The sequence below is a fragment of the Erythrobacter sp. S249 genome (genome assembly GCF_057364975.1).
Window position 1 is genome coordinate 2,916,973 of sequence record NZ_CP200287.1, and the last position, 17,935, is coordinate 2,934,907.

At 59.6% G+C, this 17,935-nt stretch carries 18 protein-coding genes; 9 read left to right on the forward strand and 9 right to left on the reverse strand.

The window, feature by feature from the left end; translation table 11 throughout:
• Positions 1-3: 3 nt before the first annotated feature.
• From AC0V6V_RS13835 to AC0V6V_RS13855, 5 genes are all read left to right on the forward strand, one after another.
• Positions 4-2,046 (forward strand): heme lyase CcmF/NrfE family subunit, encoded by a 2,043-nt coding sequence (locus AC0V6V_RS13835; RefSeq protein WP_486165905.1) that lies wholly within the window; start codon positions 4-6, stop codon positions 2,044-2,046.
• Entirely contained in the window at positions 2,046-2,573 is a 528-nt protein-coding gene (locus AC0V6V_RS13840) for a DsbE family thiol:disulfide interchange protein (protein ID WP_486165906.1), read from the forward strand. The genes AC0V6V_RS13835 and AC0V6V_RS13840 overlap by 1 nt, the downstream gene beginning before the upstream one ends.
• A gap of 47 nt (positions 2,574-2,620) precedes the next feature.
• Positions 2,621-3,043, forward strand: a complete 423-nt coding sequence (locus AC0V6V_RS13845; RefSeq protein ID WP_486166109.1) for a cytochrome c-type biogenesis protein — start codon at positions 2,621-2,623, stop codon at positions 3,041-3,043.
• Positions 3,043-3,684 (forward strand): tetratricopeptide repeat protein, encoded by a 642-nt coding sequence (locus AC0V6V_RS13850; protein ID WP_486165907.1) that lies wholly within the window; start codon positions 3,043-3,045, stop codon positions 3,682-3,684. The genes AC0V6V_RS13845 and AC0V6V_RS13850 overlap by 1 nt, the downstream gene beginning before the upstream one ends.
• A gap of 157 nt (positions 3,685-3,841) precedes the next feature.
• Positions 3,842-5,764, forward strand: coding sequence for a potassium transporter Kup (locus AC0V6V_RS13855; RefSeq protein ID WP_486136857.1), 1,923 nt, complete (start codon positions 3,842-3,844; stop codon positions 5,762-5,764).
• Between the two features lie 9 nt (positions 5,765-5,773).
• Here AC0V6V_RS13855 and AC0V6V_RS13860 read toward each other — a convergent pair whose 3' ends face one another.
• On the reverse strand, positions 5,774-6,454 hold the full coding sequence (locus AC0V6V_RS13860; RefSeq protein WP_486166381.1) for a hypothetical protein: 681 nt from the start codon (positions 6,452-6,454) through the stop codon (positions 5,774-5,776).
• Between the two features lie 192 nt (positions 6,455-6,646).
• On the opposite strand from AC0V6V_RS13860, the gene AC0V6V_RS13865 reads away from it, so the two are divergent.
• Positions 6,647-6,847, forward strand: a complete 201-nt coding sequence (locus tag AC0V6V_RS13865; protein ID WP_486165909.1) for a hypothetical protein — start codon at positions 6,647-6,649, stop codon at positions 6,845-6,847.
• On the opposite strand, the gene AC0V6V_RS13870 is transcribed toward AC0V6V_RS13865, so the two are convergent.
• The 5 genes from AC0V6V_RS13870 to AC0V6V_RS13890 form a co-directional block, all read right to left on the reverse strand.
• The gene (locus AC0V6V_RS13870) at positions 6,844-7,503 is read right to left on the reverse strand and encodes an inner membrane-spanning protein YciB (RefSeq protein WP_486165910.1); all 660 of its coding nucleotides are present in this window, start codon (positions 7,501-7,503) and stop codon (positions 6,844-6,846) included. The two genes, AC0V6V_RS13865 and AC0V6V_RS13870, sit on opposite strands and share 4 nt — an antisense overlap.
• Entirely contained in the window at positions 7,503-8,441 is a 939-nt protein-coding gene (gene ftsY / locus AC0V6V_RS13875; RefSeq protein WP_486136854.1) for a signal recognition particle-docking protein FtsY, read from the reverse strand. Before ftsY ends, AC0V6V_RS13870 begins: the two co-directional genes overlap by 1 nt.
• Complete coding sequence (gene mtaB / locus AC0V6V_RS13880) at positions 8,438-9,628, reverse strand: tRNA (N(6)-L-threonylcarbamoyladenosine(37)-C(2))-methylthiotransferase MtaB (RefSeq protein ID WP_486166382.1); 1,191 nt, start codon at positions 9,626-9,628, stop codon at positions 8,438-8,440. The genes ftsY and mtaB overlap by 4 nt, the downstream gene beginning before the upstream one ends.
• Positions 9,625-10,446 (reverse strand): diaminopimelate epimerase, encoded by an 822-nt coding sequence (gene dapF, locus AC0V6V_RS13885; protein ID WP_486165912.1) that lies wholly within the window; start codon positions 10,444-10,446, stop codon positions 9,625-9,627. Before dapF ends, mtaB begins: the two co-directional genes overlap by 4 nt.
• A 97-nt stretch (positions 10,447-10,543) precedes the next feature.
• On the reverse strand, positions 10,544-12,211 hold the full coding sequence (locus AC0V6V_RS13890) for a putative bifunctional diguanylate cyclase/phosphodiesterase (protein WP_486165913.1): 1,668 nt from the start codon (positions 12,209-12,211) through the stop codon (positions 10,544-10,546).
• A gap of 159 nt (positions 12,212-12,370) precedes the next feature.
• Between AC0V6V_RS13890 and AC0V6V_RS13895 the strand changes: the two genes are divergently transcribed.
• Positions 12,371-12,781 (forward strand): EVE domain-containing protein, encoded by a 411-nt coding sequence (locus AC0V6V_RS13895; RefSeq protein WP_486165914.1) that lies wholly within the window; start codon positions 12,371-12,373, stop codon positions 12,779-12,781.
• Positions 12,782-12,784: 3 nt separating this feature from the next.
• Here the strand turns inward: AC0V6V_RS13895 and AC0V6V_RS13900 are convergent, their stop codons facing one another.
• Positions 12,785-14,476: a thiamine pyrophosphate-binding protein gene (locus AC0V6V_RS13900; RefSeq protein WP_486165915.1), complete on the reverse strand. Its 1,692-nt coding sequence runs from the start codon at positions 14,474-14,476 to the stop codon at positions 12,785-12,787.
• 187 nt (positions 14,477-14,663) lie between these two features.
• Between AC0V6V_RS13900 and AC0V6V_RS13905 the strand changes: the two genes are divergently transcribed.
• On the forward strand, positions 14,664-14,933 hold the full coding sequence (locus tag AC0V6V_RS13905) for a hypothetical protein (protein WP_486136846.1): 270 nt from the start codon (positions 14,664-14,666) through the stop codon (positions 14,931-14,933).
• Positions 14,934-14,957: 24 nt separating this feature from the next.
• On the opposite strand, the gene AC0V6V_RS13910 is transcribed toward AC0V6V_RS13905, so the two are convergent.
• Positions 14,958-16,277 (reverse strand): MFS transporter, encoded by a 1,320-nt coding sequence (locus tag AC0V6V_RS13910; protein WP_486165916.1) that lies wholly within the window; start codon positions 16,275-16,277, stop codon positions 14,958-14,960.
• Positions 16,278-16,384: 107 nt separating this feature from the next.
• Between AC0V6V_RS13910 and pgsA the strand changes: the two genes are divergently transcribed.
• Complete coding sequence (gene pgsA / locus AC0V6V_RS13915) at positions 16,385-16,993, forward strand: CDP-diacylglycerol--glycerol-3-phosphate 3-phosphatidyltransferase (protein ID WP_486136843.1); 609 nt, start codon at positions 16,385-16,387, stop codon at positions 16,991-16,993.
• Positions 16,994-17,030: 37 nt separating this feature from the next.
• On the opposite strand, the gene AC0V6V_RS13920 is transcribed toward pgsA, so the two are convergent.
• A complete protein-coding gene (locus AC0V6V_RS13920) occupies positions 17,031-17,927 on the reverse strand; it encodes a LysR substrate-binding domain-containing protein (RefSeq protein ID WP_486165917.1) in 897 nt (298 codons plus the stop codon).
• Between the last annotated feature and the right edge of the window lie 8 nt (positions 17,928-17,935).

The following is a 17,935-nucleotide window of genomic DNA, read 5'->3' on the forward strand; positions in this document are numbered from 1 at the left end:
CTGATGATTGCAGAGATTGGCCTTGCTGCCCTGTGGCTCGCCGCTGCGCTGGCCGCGCTGCAATTGTTCGCAGGCGTTTTGGCACTGCGCCAGGAACAGGGCGAAGACGGCGAACTGGCACGACTGATGCGCCCGGCGGCCATGGTTCAGGCGCTGCTCGCAACGCTCGCGTTCTTCATGCTCATGTGGTGCTTTGCGATCACCGATCTTTCGGTGAAGCTGGTTGCGGCGAATTCGCATTCGCTAAAACCAATGCTTTTCAAAGTGACCGGCACTTGGGGCAATCACGAGGGCTCTATGCTGCTGTGGGTGGCGGTGATGGCGCTGTCTGGCGGGTTGATCGGCTGGCTGGAAAAGCGCCTTCCCGTACGCACGATGCAGGCAACGCTGGCAACGCAGGGTTTTGTCGCGCTCGGCTTTTACGCTTTCCTCCTGCTCAGCTCGTATCCGTTTGAACGCCTGCCGATCCCCGCGCCAGAAGGGCAGGGCCTCAACCCGCTCCTGCAAGACATCGGCTTGGCGCTGCATCCGCCGACGCTTTACATTGGCTACGTCGGCCTGTCGGTTGCCTTCAGCTTTGCGATTGGCGCGCTGCTAACGCGCAATGTGACGCCCGAGTTTGCGCGCGTCATGCGGCCATGGGTGCTGGGCGCTTGGGTGTTCCTGACGCTGGGCATTACCGCTGGCAGCTATTGGGCTTATTACGAGCTTGGCTGGGGCGGTTGGTGGTTCTGGGACCCGGTTGAGAACGCTTCTTTGATGCCATGGCTTGCCGCGACCGCATTACTGCATTCGACCAGCGTCCTGGCTGCGCGCGATGCTTTGCGCACTTGGACAATTATGCTCGGCGTGGTTGCCTTCTCGATGAGCATGCTGGGCACGTTCCTAGTGCGCTCCGGCGTGTTGACCAGCGTCCATGCGTTCGCCGTCGATCCAGAACGGGGCAGCTTTATCCTGGTCCTGCTGGCGATCTATATCGGCGGTAGCCTCGCGATTTTCGCTTTGCGCGCTGGTACGGTGGCAGAGGGTAAGCGCTTTGCCATGAGCAGCCGTGAGGGCGCGCTGGTGTTCAACAATGTGATGCTGTCCGCAATTCTCGGCATTGTGCTGCTTGGCACGCTCTATCCGCTGCTGACGGAGGCGTTTGATATTCGGGTGTCGGTTGGCCCGCCGTACTTCAATCCGGTCAGCGCGATTTTCGCTGTGCCAATGTTCCTGGTGATGGCTGCTGGCCCATTGATGCGTTGGCGTGAGGATAAGCCTGCGCGCATTCAACTGGAGCTGGCGATTGTCGGCGCGATCATTCTTGGCGTGCTAGTGCTCGTCGCGGTGCTGGGCGATTATTCTGTCTTGGCAATCATTGGCCTCGCATTGTCGGCCGGCCTTGCGATCGCATCTTTCATGCCCTTGCGCAGCCGCAAATTGTCGCGCGTGCCGCTGGCGACATGGGGCATGGTGTTGGCGCATTTCGGGGTAGCAGTGTCGCTGTTCGGCATGGCTAGCGAGAGCGCCTTTACGACAGAGCGATTGTCGGCGGTGACTGCGGGCGAAAGCCAGCAGGTTGCGGGATGGAACGTAACCTTGGAAAGCGTCGATCCGATTGCTGGCCCGAACTGGACCGCGATGGAGGCCCGAGTGCTTGTCCAGCGCGGCGGAGGCGAGGCCGACGTGATGATCCCGCAGGCACGCAATTTCTGGGCGCCCGCGCAGGCCACCAGCGAGAGCGCTTTGCTCACCCGCTGGGACGGACAGCTGTATGCGGTGATTGGCGATTCTGCCGGGGTTGATGCCAATGGCAATCAGCGCTGGCAGCTGCGGATCTGGTGGAAGCCGTTTGTCACCTTCATCTGGTATGGCGGTCTGCTGATTGCGTTCGGCGGCGCGCTGGCGATTATTGGACGGGTTAGCGCAGATTTGAAACGCCGCCGTGCGGTGCTGCGCGGAACCGAAAAACGCGCTGAAGTCGCAGCATTGAAGCACGGTGAGCTGGGCGAACCAGCGCTCGCCAAGGACGCGCAGGGCAAAGCGCAAGGGGAGCCTGCGTGATGCGCTGGACCATATGGATACCTCTGGGCCTGTTCGTCTTCTTTCTGGGAGTGGCGGGATATCAACTTACCCAGCCGAAGGATGATCAAATCCCCTCGGCCATGGTTGAGAAGGCCCTGCCTGAGTTTGAACTGCCCGCAGCGGTAGAGACCATGCCTGGCGCATCGCGCGCGGATTTTATCGGCGGTAAGCCAAAGCTGCTCAACATCTGGGCGAGCTGGTGCCTGCCCTGCATCGCCGAGGCAAAGCAGCTGGAAGTGCTGGAAGGGCAGGGCGTTGAGATCATCGGCGTCGCGATCCGCGACAAGCCGGAGGACGTGGCAAATTTTCTAGAGCGCTACGGCAATCCTTACACCCGCATTGGCAAGGACGATATCTCTTCACTGATGCTGGAAATTGGCGCGTCAGGCGTGCCGGAAACCTATGTGATCGATGCCGAGGGCGTGATCCGTTATCAGCATATTGGCGATATCCGGCTGGAGCATATCCCGCTCCTACTCGAAGAGCTCAAGAAGGCGGAAACGTGAGGGCGCTTAACACCGCTCTGCTTGCCGCCGTCCTAGCGCCTTTGGTGATGCTCAGTGTGCCGCTGACCGCGCAAGATTCGCTGCCGCCGGCACCCTATGCCTATACGCAGTTAGAAGACCCGGCGCTGGAGGCGCAGGCCGTAGAGCTGATGGCGACGCTGCGCTGCCTTACGTGTCAGAGCCAGAACATCCATGACAGCGACGCGCCGATGGCCGGTGATATGCGTCATCAGGTCCGCTCGCGCCTGGCCGCTGGGGAGGAGCCAGAGGCGATCCGCCAATGGCTGATCGTGCGTTATGGCGATTATGTCAGTTATCAGCCGGAGGTCAGCTCCACGACTTGGCCGCTGTTCATCGTGCCAGCGATTATCTTTGGCTTCGGTTTCCTGCTGTTGTTCCGCCGTCTGGGGCGCAAACGCTCCGATGGGGACGATGCGGATTGCGCGCACACCTCTGAGGAAAGCGCATAATGGGCTGGATCGCCGTCTCACTCCTGGCGCTTGCCGCGTTTGGCTTTGCCGCATTCGTGCTGCGCCTGCCGAAATCGAGCTGGACGCTGTTCGGCGCGGTCTTGGTGTTCGGTCTCACCGGCTATGCTTGGCAGGGCAGCGCCAGCCAGCCCGGCAGCCCGAAGGCCGCGATGGTGCAGGAGCCGCGCTCTGGCGAACAAATGGTCGAGGCGCGCCGCGCCCTGTTTGACGCGGGCGTACCTAAACCAAACTATCTCACAGTATCCGATGGCTTTGCCCGGCGTGGCCGCTTCTCTGATGCGGCTGGTTTGCTGCGCGGCGGCCTTGCAGACAATCCGGGGCACGCAGAGGGCTGGTTGGCGCTTGGCATGGCTCTGGTCGAGCATGCCGATGGCAGCGTCACACCGGCAGCGCACAATGCCTTTGACCGGGCGAGCAAGGCTGATCCGGCCAATCCGGGGGCGGGTTTCTTCCTCGGTGCGGCCTATTTCCGCAACCGCCAAGTGCGCGAGGCGCGCGCCGTTTGGGCCGAACTGTTGGAGCGGACACCAGAGGATGCACCGTGGCATGCAGAGCTCACCCAGCGGCTCGAGGCCATTGATGCCATGCTCTCTGGCGCTCCCAATCCGGCGGCCCAATAAGACGCGCATTCACCGCCTGAGTTGCAGGGCCGCCAAGGCGGTGCTAAGCGCGCGCACCTCACATGGTTCGTGAGGGGCAGAGTCGCTAAATCGGGCGGCTTTTTTACGAGGGCAGTATCGATAGGGCCGCGGCTCTACTTCGGGAAATCCATTACGCATGAGCGATACAGCAGCGCCAGCACACCAACCGCCACAAGGCGGCAAGGGCCATAGTGCGTCTAAAAAGGCGCTCGCGGTTGGCGCGATCGGTATTGTCTTTGGCGATATTGGCACCAGCCCGCTCTATGCATTTCGCGAGACATTTGTTGGCCCGCACCCACTTGCGGTTGATAACGCGCATGTTCTGGGCGTCATCAGCCTGATCTTCTGGTCGATGACGCTGGTCGTCTCGATCCAATATGTCACGATCCTGATGCGCGCCGATAACAAGGGGCAGGGCGGTTCGCTCGCTCTGGTTGCGCTGATCTCCAGCCAGCTCAGCAAATCCAAATATGGCTGGGTTGCGCTGTTGCTGGGCGTGTTTGCGACCTCGCTATTCTACGGCGACAGCATGATTACGCCCGCAATTTCGGTCCTGTCTGCGGTTGAGGGTCTGACGGTGGTGGACCCCGGATTGCAGCGTTTCGTTATTCCGATTGCGCTCGGGCTGCTCGTATTCCTGTTCATGCTGCAAAAGCGCGGCACGGCGAAGGTCGGGGCGCTGTTTGCCCCGGTCATGATCGTATATTTCACGGTCATCGCCAGCATGGGCGCATGGCAGATATTCAACACGCCAGAGATCCTGTGGGCGCTCAACCCGTATCACGCGGTGAATTTCTTTGTCCTCGATGGCTGGCTGGCGTTTCTGGCGCTCGGCTCAGTCGTTCTGGCAGTGACCGGCTCAGAGGCGCTCTATTCCGATATGGGGCACTTTGGCCGCGGCCCGATGCGGCTCTCGTGGTTCGGCTTTGTGATGCCCTGCCTGCTGCTCAACTACTTTGGGCAAGGCGCGATGATCATCGGCTTGCCACCGGAACAAGCCGCCGAGGCCATCCAGAGCCCGTTCTTCTTCCTCGCCAGCGAGGAATGGCGCCTCCCGCTGGTGTTCCTGGCGACAGTCGCAACCTTTATCGCCAGCCAAGCCGTGATCTCTGGCGCGTTCTCGATCACCCATCAGGCCATCCAAATGGGCTATATCCCGCGCCTGTCGATCCGCCACACCAGCGAGACCGAAGGCGGCCAGATTTATATTCCGGTGGTGAACTGGGCGCTGATGGTGGCGGTGATCATTTTGGTGCTGACGTTCCAGAACTCCTCCAACCTCGCAAGCGCCTATGGCATCGCGGTGACCGGCGCGGTCACGATCGACACGCTGCTGATGGCGGTGCTGCTCGTGGGCGTGTGGAAATGGAAATGGTGGTACGCCGCGCCTGTCGTGATCCTGTTCCTGATCGTCGATGGCGCGTACTTCGCCGCGAACCTTACGAAGGTGCCGGACGGCGGCTGGTTCCCGCTGATGGTCGGCTTCATCGCCTTCCTGCTGCTCACCACATGGGCACGCGGCCGCAAGCTGATGCGCGACCGGATGAGCGAGGTTGCTCTGCCGATGGAGATCTTCGCCAAGTCCGCCAAGAATTCCGCCACTCGCGTGCCAGGCACGGCGATCTTTATGGCTTCCAGCACCGCTGGCGTGCCCTCGGCGCTGCTGCACAATATCAAGCACAACAAGGTGCTGCACGAACGCGTGGTGATCCTGACGGTCGATATTCAGGACGTGCCCTATGTCGATCCGAGCAGCCGCTGCGAATACACGGATATGGGCGACGGGTTCTACCGCGCGGTGCTGCGCTATGGCTTTATGGAAGAGACGAACGTTCCGTTGGGCCTGAAACAGATGGAGCAGTGCGGCGGCGAGTTCGATATGATGCACACCAGCTTCTTCCTCTCGCGCCAAACCCTGCTGCCGAGCGACAAGCCGGGCATGCCGATCTGGCGTGAGAAGATCTTTGCGTGGATGCTGAGAAATGCAGCGACGGCGATGGAGTTCTTCCGACTGCCGACCAACCGCGTGGTGGAACTAGGCAGCCAGGTGGAGATTTAGGCTTATTCGTTAGCCTTTGTCTTCGAGAGCTACATCCAGTCCATGCTCAAGCAAGAGTTCGGCATATTCGTTAAGCTTATAGATGGTGCCACCCGACATGGGATCTCCAATTCTGCCGCCATCTATTCCTGCGACTGCTAGCAATCCGGCTCCAAAGAGTGCGTCAGCAATTGGATATTTTTCTCCTTGGGTGCCGGGTCTGAATTCGACGAGGAATTTGAGATCGGTCCAATAGCAACGGTTTACGATAGCGACCAAGCGCATCGCTTGGTCATATGTTAGGTTGCCCTCAACATGTGCAGCCATCAATCGGCCAACTACGCCAGGTTTATGAACGTCATCGGTCCGATCAAGAATAACCAGTATTGCTTCGCCAAACTCCTCTGTTTTGCCTTCCGACTTGAGACCTTCAAGAAAGCGTTGACGGGCTTCCTGCGCACAATCTGAAAATTCCAAGAGAAACCGGGCTATTTTTCGAATGAAGAGTTCGTCTCGTATGTGCGTCCCTGCCCGAATGAGTCCTGTGCCTATTCCTACAATTGGGACGCCATCAAGAGCTCCAGAGTTAATCGCAGCGTCGAGACCAGCATCGGCCACCGTAGCCATTGCGTCCGTAATCTCACTTGATGCTATACTTCTCGTTAAAGCACCCCCGAGCGAATCACGACTTTCATTCGGATTGACTGACATCGAGTCTACTTTCTTTCTTGTTTGATGTTCCCAGATCAATCGCTGGTTCGGAGGTAAAGGGTCGCTAGCAATAACCTAGTTTTGCGATAAGCGAACCACAGCTGTCGACCGTAACAAGATGTTACACGGCCATAGGTTGAACGAATCTAGGTAAGGGTCGATGGCCGCAGTCATCAACGAAAGAGAACGCAAATGACTGCACATCGCATTTTCGCATCAGGGTCGCGCGAGGCCAAATATGGCCATGGTCGCTATCTGAATGTCATCACCACAACCCGCTCAACCGACAATCAAGAACAGGTTGTGCGCGATGTCTTGCAGGAGCGGGCTCGCCGCGCGCTTTATGCCAATTGTGACCGCGCGCCGCTTGGCTGGGAAGACTGCGCCGCTTAAGGCGTTTCGTCCTTCGCCTCGGCCTTGTCTTCCTCACCCAGGTCCAGCCCATGCTTTAGCAGCATCGGGATATTGGCAAAGGTGAACAGGAAGGTGAGCGGCAGGAACACCCACAGCTTCGCCCACAGCCAGCCTTCAAAGGTCATGTAGGCGCGCAGGCCCTCGTTGAGCGCAGCCAGCACGAGGAAGAACACGCCCCAATTGCGCGACAGCTTAAGCCAGCCTTCGTCTGTCAGGCCTTCAAACGCGGCTTCCAGCAGGATTTTGAGCAGAGCCTTGCCCATCTTCCACCCGACCAGCAGGGCCACTCCAAAGAAGCCGTAGATAATGGTGGGCTTAAGCTGCACGAACACCGGATCGCCGAGGAAGATCGTCAGTCCGCCAAACCCTACGATGAGGGCGGTGGAGAACCACAGCATTGGCGAGATCTTGCCGAGGCGCCATTTCGACACCGCCAACGCGATAAGAGCCGCAACCATGAAGGCGCCGGTGCCGCGAATAATCGCGGACAGCTCGCTGATCGGCTCAGGCTCATCCGGCGCATAGAATTTGTAGACGCTGAGGAAGACCAGCAGCGGCCCATAATCAACCAGGACATTGAGCCAGCCTGAGCCTGCCTTTTTTGCAGGTGGGTCGGCAGTTTCAGTGTCTGACATTACGCCACTCCTGCAATAACTTTGGCGACCAGATCGGGGTCGAACGGTCGCAGATCATCCATCGTCTCGCCAACGCCAATCGCGTGGATCGGCAGGCCATATTGCTCCGCCGCCGCCACCAGCACCCCGCCGCGCGCGGTGCCATCCAGCTTGGTCATGATCAGGCCCGTGACGCCCGCGACCTCTTTAAACACATCAATCTGAGACAAAGCGTTTTGCCCATTGGTCGCATCCAGAACCAGCACAACGTCATGCGGTGCCTCTGGATTGAGACGGCCTAAGACGCGGCGAATTTTCTCCAGCTCGTCCATCAACTCGCGCTTGTTTTGCAGCCGTCCAGCGGTGTCCACGATCAGCGCATCAATGCCGGTGTCCGTCGCCTCTTTCACTGCATCGAACACGATGGAGGCTGGATCGCCGCCCTCTGGCCCGCGAACGATGGGGACGCCAACACGCTCTGCCCAAGTGGCGAGCTGGCCAATGGCGGCGGCGCGGAAGGTGTCCCCGGCGGCCAGCATCACGCCATAATCATCCTCTTGGAAGAGGTGCGCGAGCTTTGCGATTGTGGTTGTCTTGCCAGAGCCGTTGACTCCGATCACCAGGATCACTTGCGGGCGGGGAAAGGCGACCACGTCGAGCGGTTTCGCCACGGGGCGCAGGATCTCTGCGATTTCCTCAGCGACGGCCTCTTTCAATTCCTGCTCAGTGATCTCCAGGCCAAAACGCTTCTCAGACAGTTTGGCACGGATACGCCCGGCGGCCGACGGGCCAAGGTCTGAGATGATCAGCGCGTCTTCCACCTCGTCCAAGGTGGCATCATCGAGCTTCGCCGTGCCGACCACGCCAGTGAGATTGGTGGACAGCCGCTCAGAGGTCTTGCGAAAGCCCCCAAACAGCCGGTCACTCCAGCTAGAGCCCGCATTCTCGGGATCGCTCATTGCAGCAGGCCTTTCTCATGGGCATTCGGTGTGACGGTCAAAATCGTGCCGCGCTGTGTGCCGCTGGGCAGTGCGACGCGGGCATAGCTCTCGCTGTAGCCGCTGTTGTCGCCCTCGGCGAGGACCCGAAGAGGTTCGCCCACAAGGCTATCGAGCCAGTTGGTGCGCATTTCAGCGGCTAGAGCGCGCAGTTCAGCGGCGCGCTCCTTGATGAGCGCGCGGTCATGTTGGGGCATGCGGGCCGCTGGCGTTCCTTCGCGCGGGGAGAAGGGGAAGATATGGCCGTGGACGATGTCCAGCTCGCGAATGATTGAGAGGTTAGCCTGATGGTGCTCAGCGGTTTCGGTTGGGAAACCTGCGATCAGATCTGCGCCAATGGCGATGTCGGGGCGGCGTGCTTTGAGCCGCTGCACGAGATCCATTGCATCGCCGCGCAGGTGCCGCCGCTTCATCCGTTTCAGGATCAGGTCGTGGCCATGCTGCAGCGATAGGTGCAGATGCGGCATAAGGCGCGGCTCGCTGGCGAAGAGCTCAAACAGAGCCTCATCAATCTCAATGCCATCGAGCGATGACATGCGCAGGCGAGCGAGCTGCGGGAAGCGATCAAGGATCGCGCCAACCAGCGCACCCAGCGGCGGGGCATCCGGTAAATCGTGTCCCCAGCTGGTCACATCGACCCCGGTCAGAACAACTTCGCGCGCGCCAAGCTCCAGATGCTGCTCCACCTCGCGCAGCACCTCGGCAATGGTCATGGAACGGCTGGCGCCGCGCCCCTGCGGGATGATGCAGAAAGTGCAGGCGTGATCGCAGCCATTCTGGACCGCAATAAAGGCGCGGGTCTTGGTCGGGGCAAGCGGCGCGTGATCGCTGGGCAGGTTCCAGGCGCGCGGATCAAGCTTTGACTGGTTGGAGATAAGCCCGTCGATCTCAGGCATATCGGCGAGTTGTTCACGCTCGATATCGGCAGCGCATCCGGTCACAATCAAGCGCGCATCGGGCCGCGCACGGCGAGCCTTGCGGATGGCCTGGCGCGTCTGGCGCACCGCCTCATTGGTCACCGCGCAGCTGTTGACGACGACGACATCCTCGCCGTCTGGCAGCATCGCGCGCAGCTTCTCGCTTTCGGCAATATTGAGGCGGCAGCCCAGGGAGATCACGTCAGGCTGATTGGCGAGGGGGGCGCTCATGCGAAATCATCCCACTCGAATGTGCCGCGGAAGGCTTCGGTCGCTGGGCCTGACATTAAGATGGTATCATCGCTGCGCCATTCAATCCGCAGATCGCCGCCCGGTAATGACACCATGACGTCACGTCCGGTGATCCCGCGCCGCGCCGCTGCAACCGCTGTAGCGCAGGCCCCGGTGCCGCATGCGCGGGTAATGCCCGCGCCGCGCTCCCACACATGCAGGCGCAGATGATCCGGTGCGATCAGGCTCGCGACATTGACGTTCACGCGCTCGGGGAACACCGCATCGTGCTCTATGATGGGGCCGTAGGTCTCCAGGTCGACCGCATCGGCATCATCCACGAAGAACACCGCATGCGGATTGCCGACATTGACGGCGGCAGGGTTTTCCAGCACTCCCTCGTCCATTGGCCAGCCAAGCGGCATTGCGAGGGTGTCCATCGGATAGTCGAGCGGGATCGCGTCCCAATCGAAGCGGGGCACGCCCATATCGACGCTGGCGCCGCCTTCGCTTGGGTGCAGCGATAGAGTGCCGCCAGCGGTCTCTACTCTGGCGGGCTCGCCATGCAGGATCGCCACTGCGCGGCTGGCATTGCCGCATGCGCCCACTTCACCGCCATCGCTGTTGAAGAAACGCATTTTGAAATCGTGCAAAGTGCTTGGCTCCAGCAGTACAAGCTGATCGCAGCCAATGCCCGTGCGCCGATCCGCAATCGCCTTCGCGAGCGCATTCGTAACGCTTGGCAATTGGGTTTCGCGGGCGTCGAGCACCACGAAGTCATTGCCGAGGCCGTGCATCTTGATGAAGGGAGTGCGCATGATCTGGAGCGCATTTATGCACGCACAGGCGCTACGTCCAGTTTTGCGTCAGTGTTTGTCTGTGCGCAGGCGATGCTGGCGCCTCAGGAGTGCGGCCTTATTCGGCAACGCGCCTGAGGTTCTCGGGATCGACTGTGCTTTCGGTGGCGCTGTCCTGCGATGCAGGAGCTGCGTCTGGTTGCTCGACCAAGCGTCCCGCGGCTTTCAAGCGCAGGCGTACCTCTTCGGCGGTTTCTGGGCGGCCATAGAGATAGCCTTGGCCTTTCAGGCGGCCCATCGTTTTGAGCAGGTCGAGGATGTTCTCATCTTCGATGCCCTCGGCAGTGATCGGCATGTCCAGACCATTGCCGAGCGAGACAATCGCATCAACGATCTTGGAACTCGCATCGGGATTGCGCAGCTCGCTGATGAAGCTGCGATCGATCTTGAGCCGGTCAAACGGCAGCGAGCGCAGCTGTTCAAGGCTGGAATAGCCCGTGCCAAAGTCGTCGAGGCTGACCTTGACGCCTTGGTTGCGCAGGCTGGCAATCATAGAACGGACCATGCCGACATTGTCGTGCAAGCAGCTCTCGGTGATTTCAATCTCAAGCCGGTGCGCTGGGAAATTGTGCTCGACCAGCAGCTTCAGAAGTTTTTGCGCAAACCATGGATCGCGCATTTGGATTGGCGAGATGTTCACTGACAGGGTCAGATCTGGGTCCCAATCGCGGGCATCGGCAAAGGCCTCAACCATCAGCTTCTCGGACAAGTCGCCGATCACCCCAATGTCTTCGGCAATCGGAATAAAGATGTCCGGGCTGACGAGGCCCAGCTGAGGCGACTGCCAACGGGCCAGCATTTCGAAGCCGACCAGATCGCCGCTTTCCAGGTCAATTTGCTGCTCATAGAATGGCACAAACTCACCAACCGCAAGGCCGCGGCGAATGCCCGTTTCGAGTTCGTTGCGGAAACGCAGCTCATTTTCCATCGTTGGCTCAAACCAATAATAGCGGTTCTTGCCTTGGTTCTTGGCGTGATACATCGCGATATCGGCGTGATGCATCAGAGTTTGCGCGTCGCTTACCAGCGGGTTGAAACCTTGTTCGTCATGGTCGGTGGCAATGCCAATCGACATGGTTAGCTCAACCGCCATGTCATCGACTTGATACATGGCTGTTGCGGTTTCAAACAGGCGGATCACCTGCTCATCAATGCGTTCCGGGTGCTTGCCATCATAGGGCATGACGAAGGCGAATTCGTCGCCGCCAAGGCGCGCCAGCAGAGCGTCTTTGGGAAGTTTTTCTTTGAGCCGCGAAGCCAGTTCGATCAGCAATTTGTCGCCGATCGCATGGCCGTTCATGTCATTAACCTGCTTAAAGTTGTCGAGGTCAATCATGACGTAGGCCAGAGCCTGGCCATGCCGGTTTGGCCCGTTGCGCAGTTCTTCGGTTGCTTTCGCCATGGAACGGCGGTTGAGGCAGCCGGTGAGGGGATCAATTTCGGACAGCTTGCGGGCCTGCTCTTCGGCGGCACGGCGCTGTTGGATTTCAGAATGGAGTTCGCGGTAACGGCGCCAGCCAAAGATGATCAGCGCAATGTTCAGCAGCATGGCGTTGACGAGCAAAGGATCGGGGCCCTTGCCTTCGCCAAACGTCGCCTCGGCGATGTCGCCCATTACAGAGCCGCCGATACCAACAAAAATAATGATCGCAGCGGTGGCAATTCCCAGCGCCACAATGTCGCGCTCGGCCGTTCCTACCCGTTGCTCAGTTTTTTCTTCAGCCATAATCGGCTGTGCCCCCAGCGATTTCAGTCTCGGTCGTAATGAGGGCACATATTAAATATCCGGTTAAGACGAGCGCGCGGCCAATTTGGCGCTTGGCGCGGCGCGTCTCTATTGGCAGAACGTTAGCCGTCTGACAGCGCTAAACTGTGGAGCGACCCTGTGCCCAATTACTGGCTGATAAAATCCGAACCTTTCAAATACGGCTGGGATGATCTGATCGCAGAGAAAGAGGGCGTTTGGGACGGGGTGCGCAATCACCTGGCGAAGAATAATCTCAAGGCGATGGAGGTCGGCGATGACTGCTTCTTCTACCATTCACGAGAAGGGCTGGAGATTGTCGGCATTTGCACCGTCAGCGTGGCCGATATTCTCGATCCCACAGACGAGACCGGCAAATGGGCGGCGGTAAAAGTGAAGCCGAAGCGCAAGTTTGAAAACCCGGTGTCACTCAAGCAGATCAAGGCCGAGCCCAAGCTCGCCGAATGTCAGCTGGTGAAGCTGTCCCGATTGTCTGTCGCGCAGATCACGCCGGAAGAATGGCAGATCATTTGCGATATGGCCGAGGGATAGACGCTATCCCTTTGCGGCTGCATTCGCGCGCAGTCCGCTGATGCTCGCTCCGCTCGCGGCGAGTTGTTCAATATCAATCGACATGTGGATGAGGCGCAGGCCGCTCTTCTCGCGCGCTTCTGTCAGAGCAGACTTGAACTCTTCCGTTGTGCTTACGTGGGCGCTCCACGCGCCAAAGGCTGCGCCGAAGGCTGCAAAGTCTGGGTTGGCGAGTTTGGTGGCTGAAACGCGGCTGGGGTATTCGCGCTCTTGGTGCATTCGAATGGTGCCATAGGCGCTGTTGTCGACCACCAGGACGGTGAGGTTTGCGCCGTGCTGAGCTGCGGTTGCGAGCTCTTGGCCGTTCATCAGGAAATCGCCATCACCAGCAACGGTGACCACTTGCCGGTCCATATGCCGCAGGGCCGCAGCGATCCCGGCTGGGACGCCATATCCCATCGCGCCAGCTGTCGGGGCGAGCTGCGTCGGATAGCCATCATAGCGCCAATAGCGGTGCCACCATCCAGCGAAATTGCCCGCGCCATTGGTGACGATTGTATCGGCGGGATAGGCCTCTCGCATAAAGGCGACGCAGGCCGCCATATCGAGCGCATGGCCTGAGGGCTCGGCAGGGTCGTAGCTTGACCATTCGAGCCATTCCGCGTTCGCTTGCGAGCCTGCATCGAAGGGGATGACGCTGTGGTCCTCCCAGAGCGCGGCGGTCTCGGCAAATTCGTCGACGGCGCAGCATAGCGCGAGGTCTGCCCGGTAAACTCGGCCCAATTCTTCGGGGTCTGGGTGGACATGGATCAGCGTCTGATCGGGATGCTCTAAAGTCGGGAAGGTGTAGCCGTCGGTTGTCGCCTCTCCCAACCGAGCGCCGACGGCGAGCACCAAGTCAGCGGCTTTCATCCGTTCGACCAATTTGGGGTTCGGACCGTAGCCGAGATTGCCCGCATAGACTGGTGAATTGGGCGAGATAGCGTCTTGGCGGCGAAAGGCGGTTGCGACCGGCAGGCCAATGCTCTCAGCGAATTGCTGAAAGTGCTCGCGCGCCTTCGCGTTCCAACCGGCACCGCCGATAATCGCAATCGGGCTCGCCGCATCGCCAATCATTGCCAGCATCGCTTGCATTGCATCCGGGCATACCGCTTGCGCGGGGCGAGTAACCTCAGGGCGGGGCGGCGGCGGGTTTTCGCCCATCAGGTCGCACAGCATGTCTTCCGGCAAAGCGAGGACCACCGGGCCAGGTCTGCCTGAAATCGCCACCGAAAAAGCGCGCGCAATGTATTCTGGAATGCGCGCGGCATCATCAATCCGCGCCGCCCATTTGCAGATCGGACCGAAAAAGGCGGCGAAATCCACCTCCTGAAAGCCCTCGCGGTCCTTCATGCCGCGCGCGACATCGCCCACGAACAAGATCATTGGCTGCGAATCCTGATGGGCGACATGAACGCCGATGCTGGCGTTGGTCGCGCCGGGGCCGCGCGTGACAAAGCCGATGCCGGGGCGGCCAGTCATGGCTCCATCGGCGCAAGCCATGAAAGCTGCACCGCCTTCTTGCCGGCAAGTGACGACATCCACACTGTCGCTCGCATGTAAGGCGTCGAGCACGGCGAGAAAACTCTCTCCCGGAACGGTGAATATCCGGTCTGTGCCTTGTTCGATCAGGCAATCGACCAGCAACTTTGCCGCTGTTTGAGCAGTCTTTTCCATCATTCCCGTCCCGTCTTTACGGCGCAATTCACTGCGCTCTCACCGCGCTTAGCGGGGGTGCTGCACGCGCGCAATCCGGCGGGATTTTCCACAGGCCCAAATGAACAAAAGCACTTAATGTCCCGCAGCGCGACAGTTTACAAATCACCCCTGCCAAAACGGTTAAGAAAGTCTTAACAAGTGGCCCATGACATATGCGAGTCTCAAAACAGTCGCCATCGAACGCAATCTGCCAGAGCTTGGCTTAGAACCGAAAAGACGCGGCGGCCGCCGCGCTTTGGTGCTGACTGATGAAGCGGCTCAGCATTCGTTCCGCGCGTCACTGCCGCCGCATGTGCGCAGCGACGAATTGGCCGCACCGGCGGAATGCCTATGGCAATTGACCCGCGATGATGTGCGCGGTTTTGCGACGGTTTATGTCTCGACCTTTGCGGCGATCATCGCCTTTATCGCTTAAGTCATTGACGCTGCTCCGCGCGCTCTAAGCGTCGGCGTCGGCGTGCTCTAACTCAGCCTTGTGCAGCCGTTTGCCGAGCCAGGCAGAGACGAGGCACATGCCAGCGCTTAGCAGAACTTGCTCGACCACTGGCACGCCCAGCGCACTCAGTCCGATGGCCAGCAACGACCCAACCACCATCGCCCCCGAATTGACGATGTTGTTAGCCGCAATCGTGCGCGCGGCTTCGTCGGGTGCGCAGCGAGTGGTTAGAAACGCATAGAGCGGCACCACGAACATGCCGCCCGCCACCGCTATGCCAAGCAGACATAGCAAAATGACGGCGGCCAGCGGCCATGCGATGAATTCAGCGACATTCAGCAGTTCTGTCGGCTGATCCGCCTGCCACATCCGGCACACCAGATAGAACGCGACCACGAATGCGCCCATCGCAATGACGGATATGGGCGAATAGCGCGCCGACACTTTGCCTTTCAGCAGCTTGTTGATCGACACCGAACCGATCGCGACACCGATGGAGAAGATCACCAGGAACAGGCTGGCGACTTCTTTGCTAGCCATCAGCGTGTTCTTGGCGAGCGGCGGGAATTGGATGAACAGCACAGCGCCGATCGTCCAGAAGAAGCTGATCGAGAGGATCGCGTAGAATATCTGGCGATCGTGCATTGTGTTTTTGATGAGCGCGATCGACGCACGGATGATGTGCCAGTCTAGCTTTTCTCCGCCTTTGCCCAGCGGCGGTGCGGAGGGGATTTGCCGACTGGAGATATAGCCGATCACCGATGTCACTATGATGCCGCCGGCGGCCCATTCGACCGGGATCCACCCGGCCAAGATCGTGCCCAGCAAAATGGCGATGTAAGTGCCTGCCTCGACCAGCCCGGTCCCCGCTAACACTTCTTCTCTCTTCAAATGCTGCGGCAGGATGGCATATTTGATCGGTCCCAAAAATGTCGACTGCACCCCGGTCAGGAACAGGGCGAACATCAGCAGCGGTATCGCAAAGCTGTCGACCGCGATCCCGCGCCACGCCAGGAACAGTCCGGTCGCACCAATCAGCATCAGGCCAATCTCGCACATTTTCACGGTGCGTATGATCGCCGCCTTGTCGCGCATATCGGCCAGCTGTCCTGCGAGCGCGGACAACACGAAAAACGGCAGAATGAACAGGCCGGAGGCAACCGCACTAAAGATCGCCTCGGTGCTTTCGTCATTGTACACTTGGTACACGACGAACAGGACCATCGCGGTCTTATACAAATTGTCATTAAATGCGTTCAGCAGCTGAGTGCAGAACAATGGCAGGAAGCGCCTGCGGCGCAAAAGATGCGTCGTCGTGGTCATGAAAGTGTTCGCTCCCCTGACGCAGGAGATAGACGATACGCAGGCGTTAACAAGGTGCCTGTTTCATCTTTTGCGCTGTGGCAAAGGCGGCTAAGGACGCATTCACAATGATGACATTGCCCAACATTCTCACTTTGTCGCGCATTATGGCTTTGCCATTGCTGGCCTTCTTTTTGTGGTGGCCGGAATGGCAATTGGGCTATGCGATCGGCTTTGTCCTGTACGGGCTGATTGCGATCACCGATTTCTTCGATGGCTATCTGGCCCGGGCGCAGGGGACAGTGTCAAAGCTCGGCATTTTCCTCGATCCCATCGCTGACAAGATCATGGTCGCGACCGTTATCCTTGTGCTCACCGCGCAAGGATATCTGCGCGGGCCCTATGTCGGCGATTTCCATGTCATTGCTGGTCTGATCATTCTGATGCGCGAGATTGCCGTCTCTGGCCTGCGCGAGTTTCTGGGCGGTATTCAGGTCTCCATGCCGGTCAGCAAATTGGCGAAATGGAAGACCGCGTTTCAGCTGGTCGCTTTGGCGGCGCTGATTGGCGGCGGGGCATTGCACGGACAGCCATGCCAAGTCCCCGGCGATGCCTGCGCCTCGGTTGAACAGACCTGGCTACACTTGATCGGCCTGACGACGCTCTGGGCAGCTGCGGTGCTAACCTGCATCACCGGCTGGGATTACTTGCGGGTCGGCCTCAAACATATGGATTGAGTGGCTTAGGTTATGCGTAATCGATGCCTGACGAAAGCTAGCCTGCCCGCAATTCCTCTGCCAGCAGCTTAAAGTCATCTGCGCGCGGGCTGTTCTTGCGCCAGATCAGGGCAATCTCGCGGCTGGCCTGCGCGGACTTGAGCGGGCGCGCGACGACCTTGGTGTCGTTCAATATTCCCGCGTCCAGCGCCATTTGGGGCAGCATCGTCAGGCCCAAATCATTGTCGACCATCTGCACCAGAGTGTGCAGCGATGTGCCAATGATCGCCGCATTGGCGCGCATTTCTGGCCGCGCGCAGGCGGCCAGCGCATGATCGCGCAGGCAATGCCCATCTTCGAGCAGCAGCAGGCGGCCCTCATCAATCATGCTGGGCGGAATGCTGTCTGGCGGGTCGCGCGGATCATCTTTGGGAAAGGCAACGAACAGCTTGTCGTCGCTGATATGCTCGACTTCGACCTCGCCGGTGCCAAAGGGCAGGGCTAGCAGCACGCAGTCAACTCGGCCGTGCTGCAGCGATTCCACCGCATCCTGGCTGGTCTCCTCGCGCAGCAGCAGCTTCAGATCAGGCCGCTCGCGTTTTAGGCGCGGCAACATATGCGGCAGCATAAAGGGCGCGATGGTCGGGATGACGCTCATGCGCAGCGTACCGGACAGCGGCTTTCCGGCAGCTTGGACGAGGTCGGACAGCTCCTCTGCCTCGCGCAGCAGCCGGTGCGCCTTTTCCACCACCTGATCGCCCAGCGCAGTGAAGCGCACGACCCGGCGGCTGCGCTCGACCAGCGTTACGCCCAGCAGCGACTCCAGCTCGCGAATGCCCGCCGATAAGGTAGATTGCGAAACATAGCTCGCATCTGCCGCGCGGCCAAAGTGCTTATGCTCGTGCAAAGACACGAGATATTGCAGCTGTTTGATGGTGGGGAGATAGGTGGACATGGCTAAGT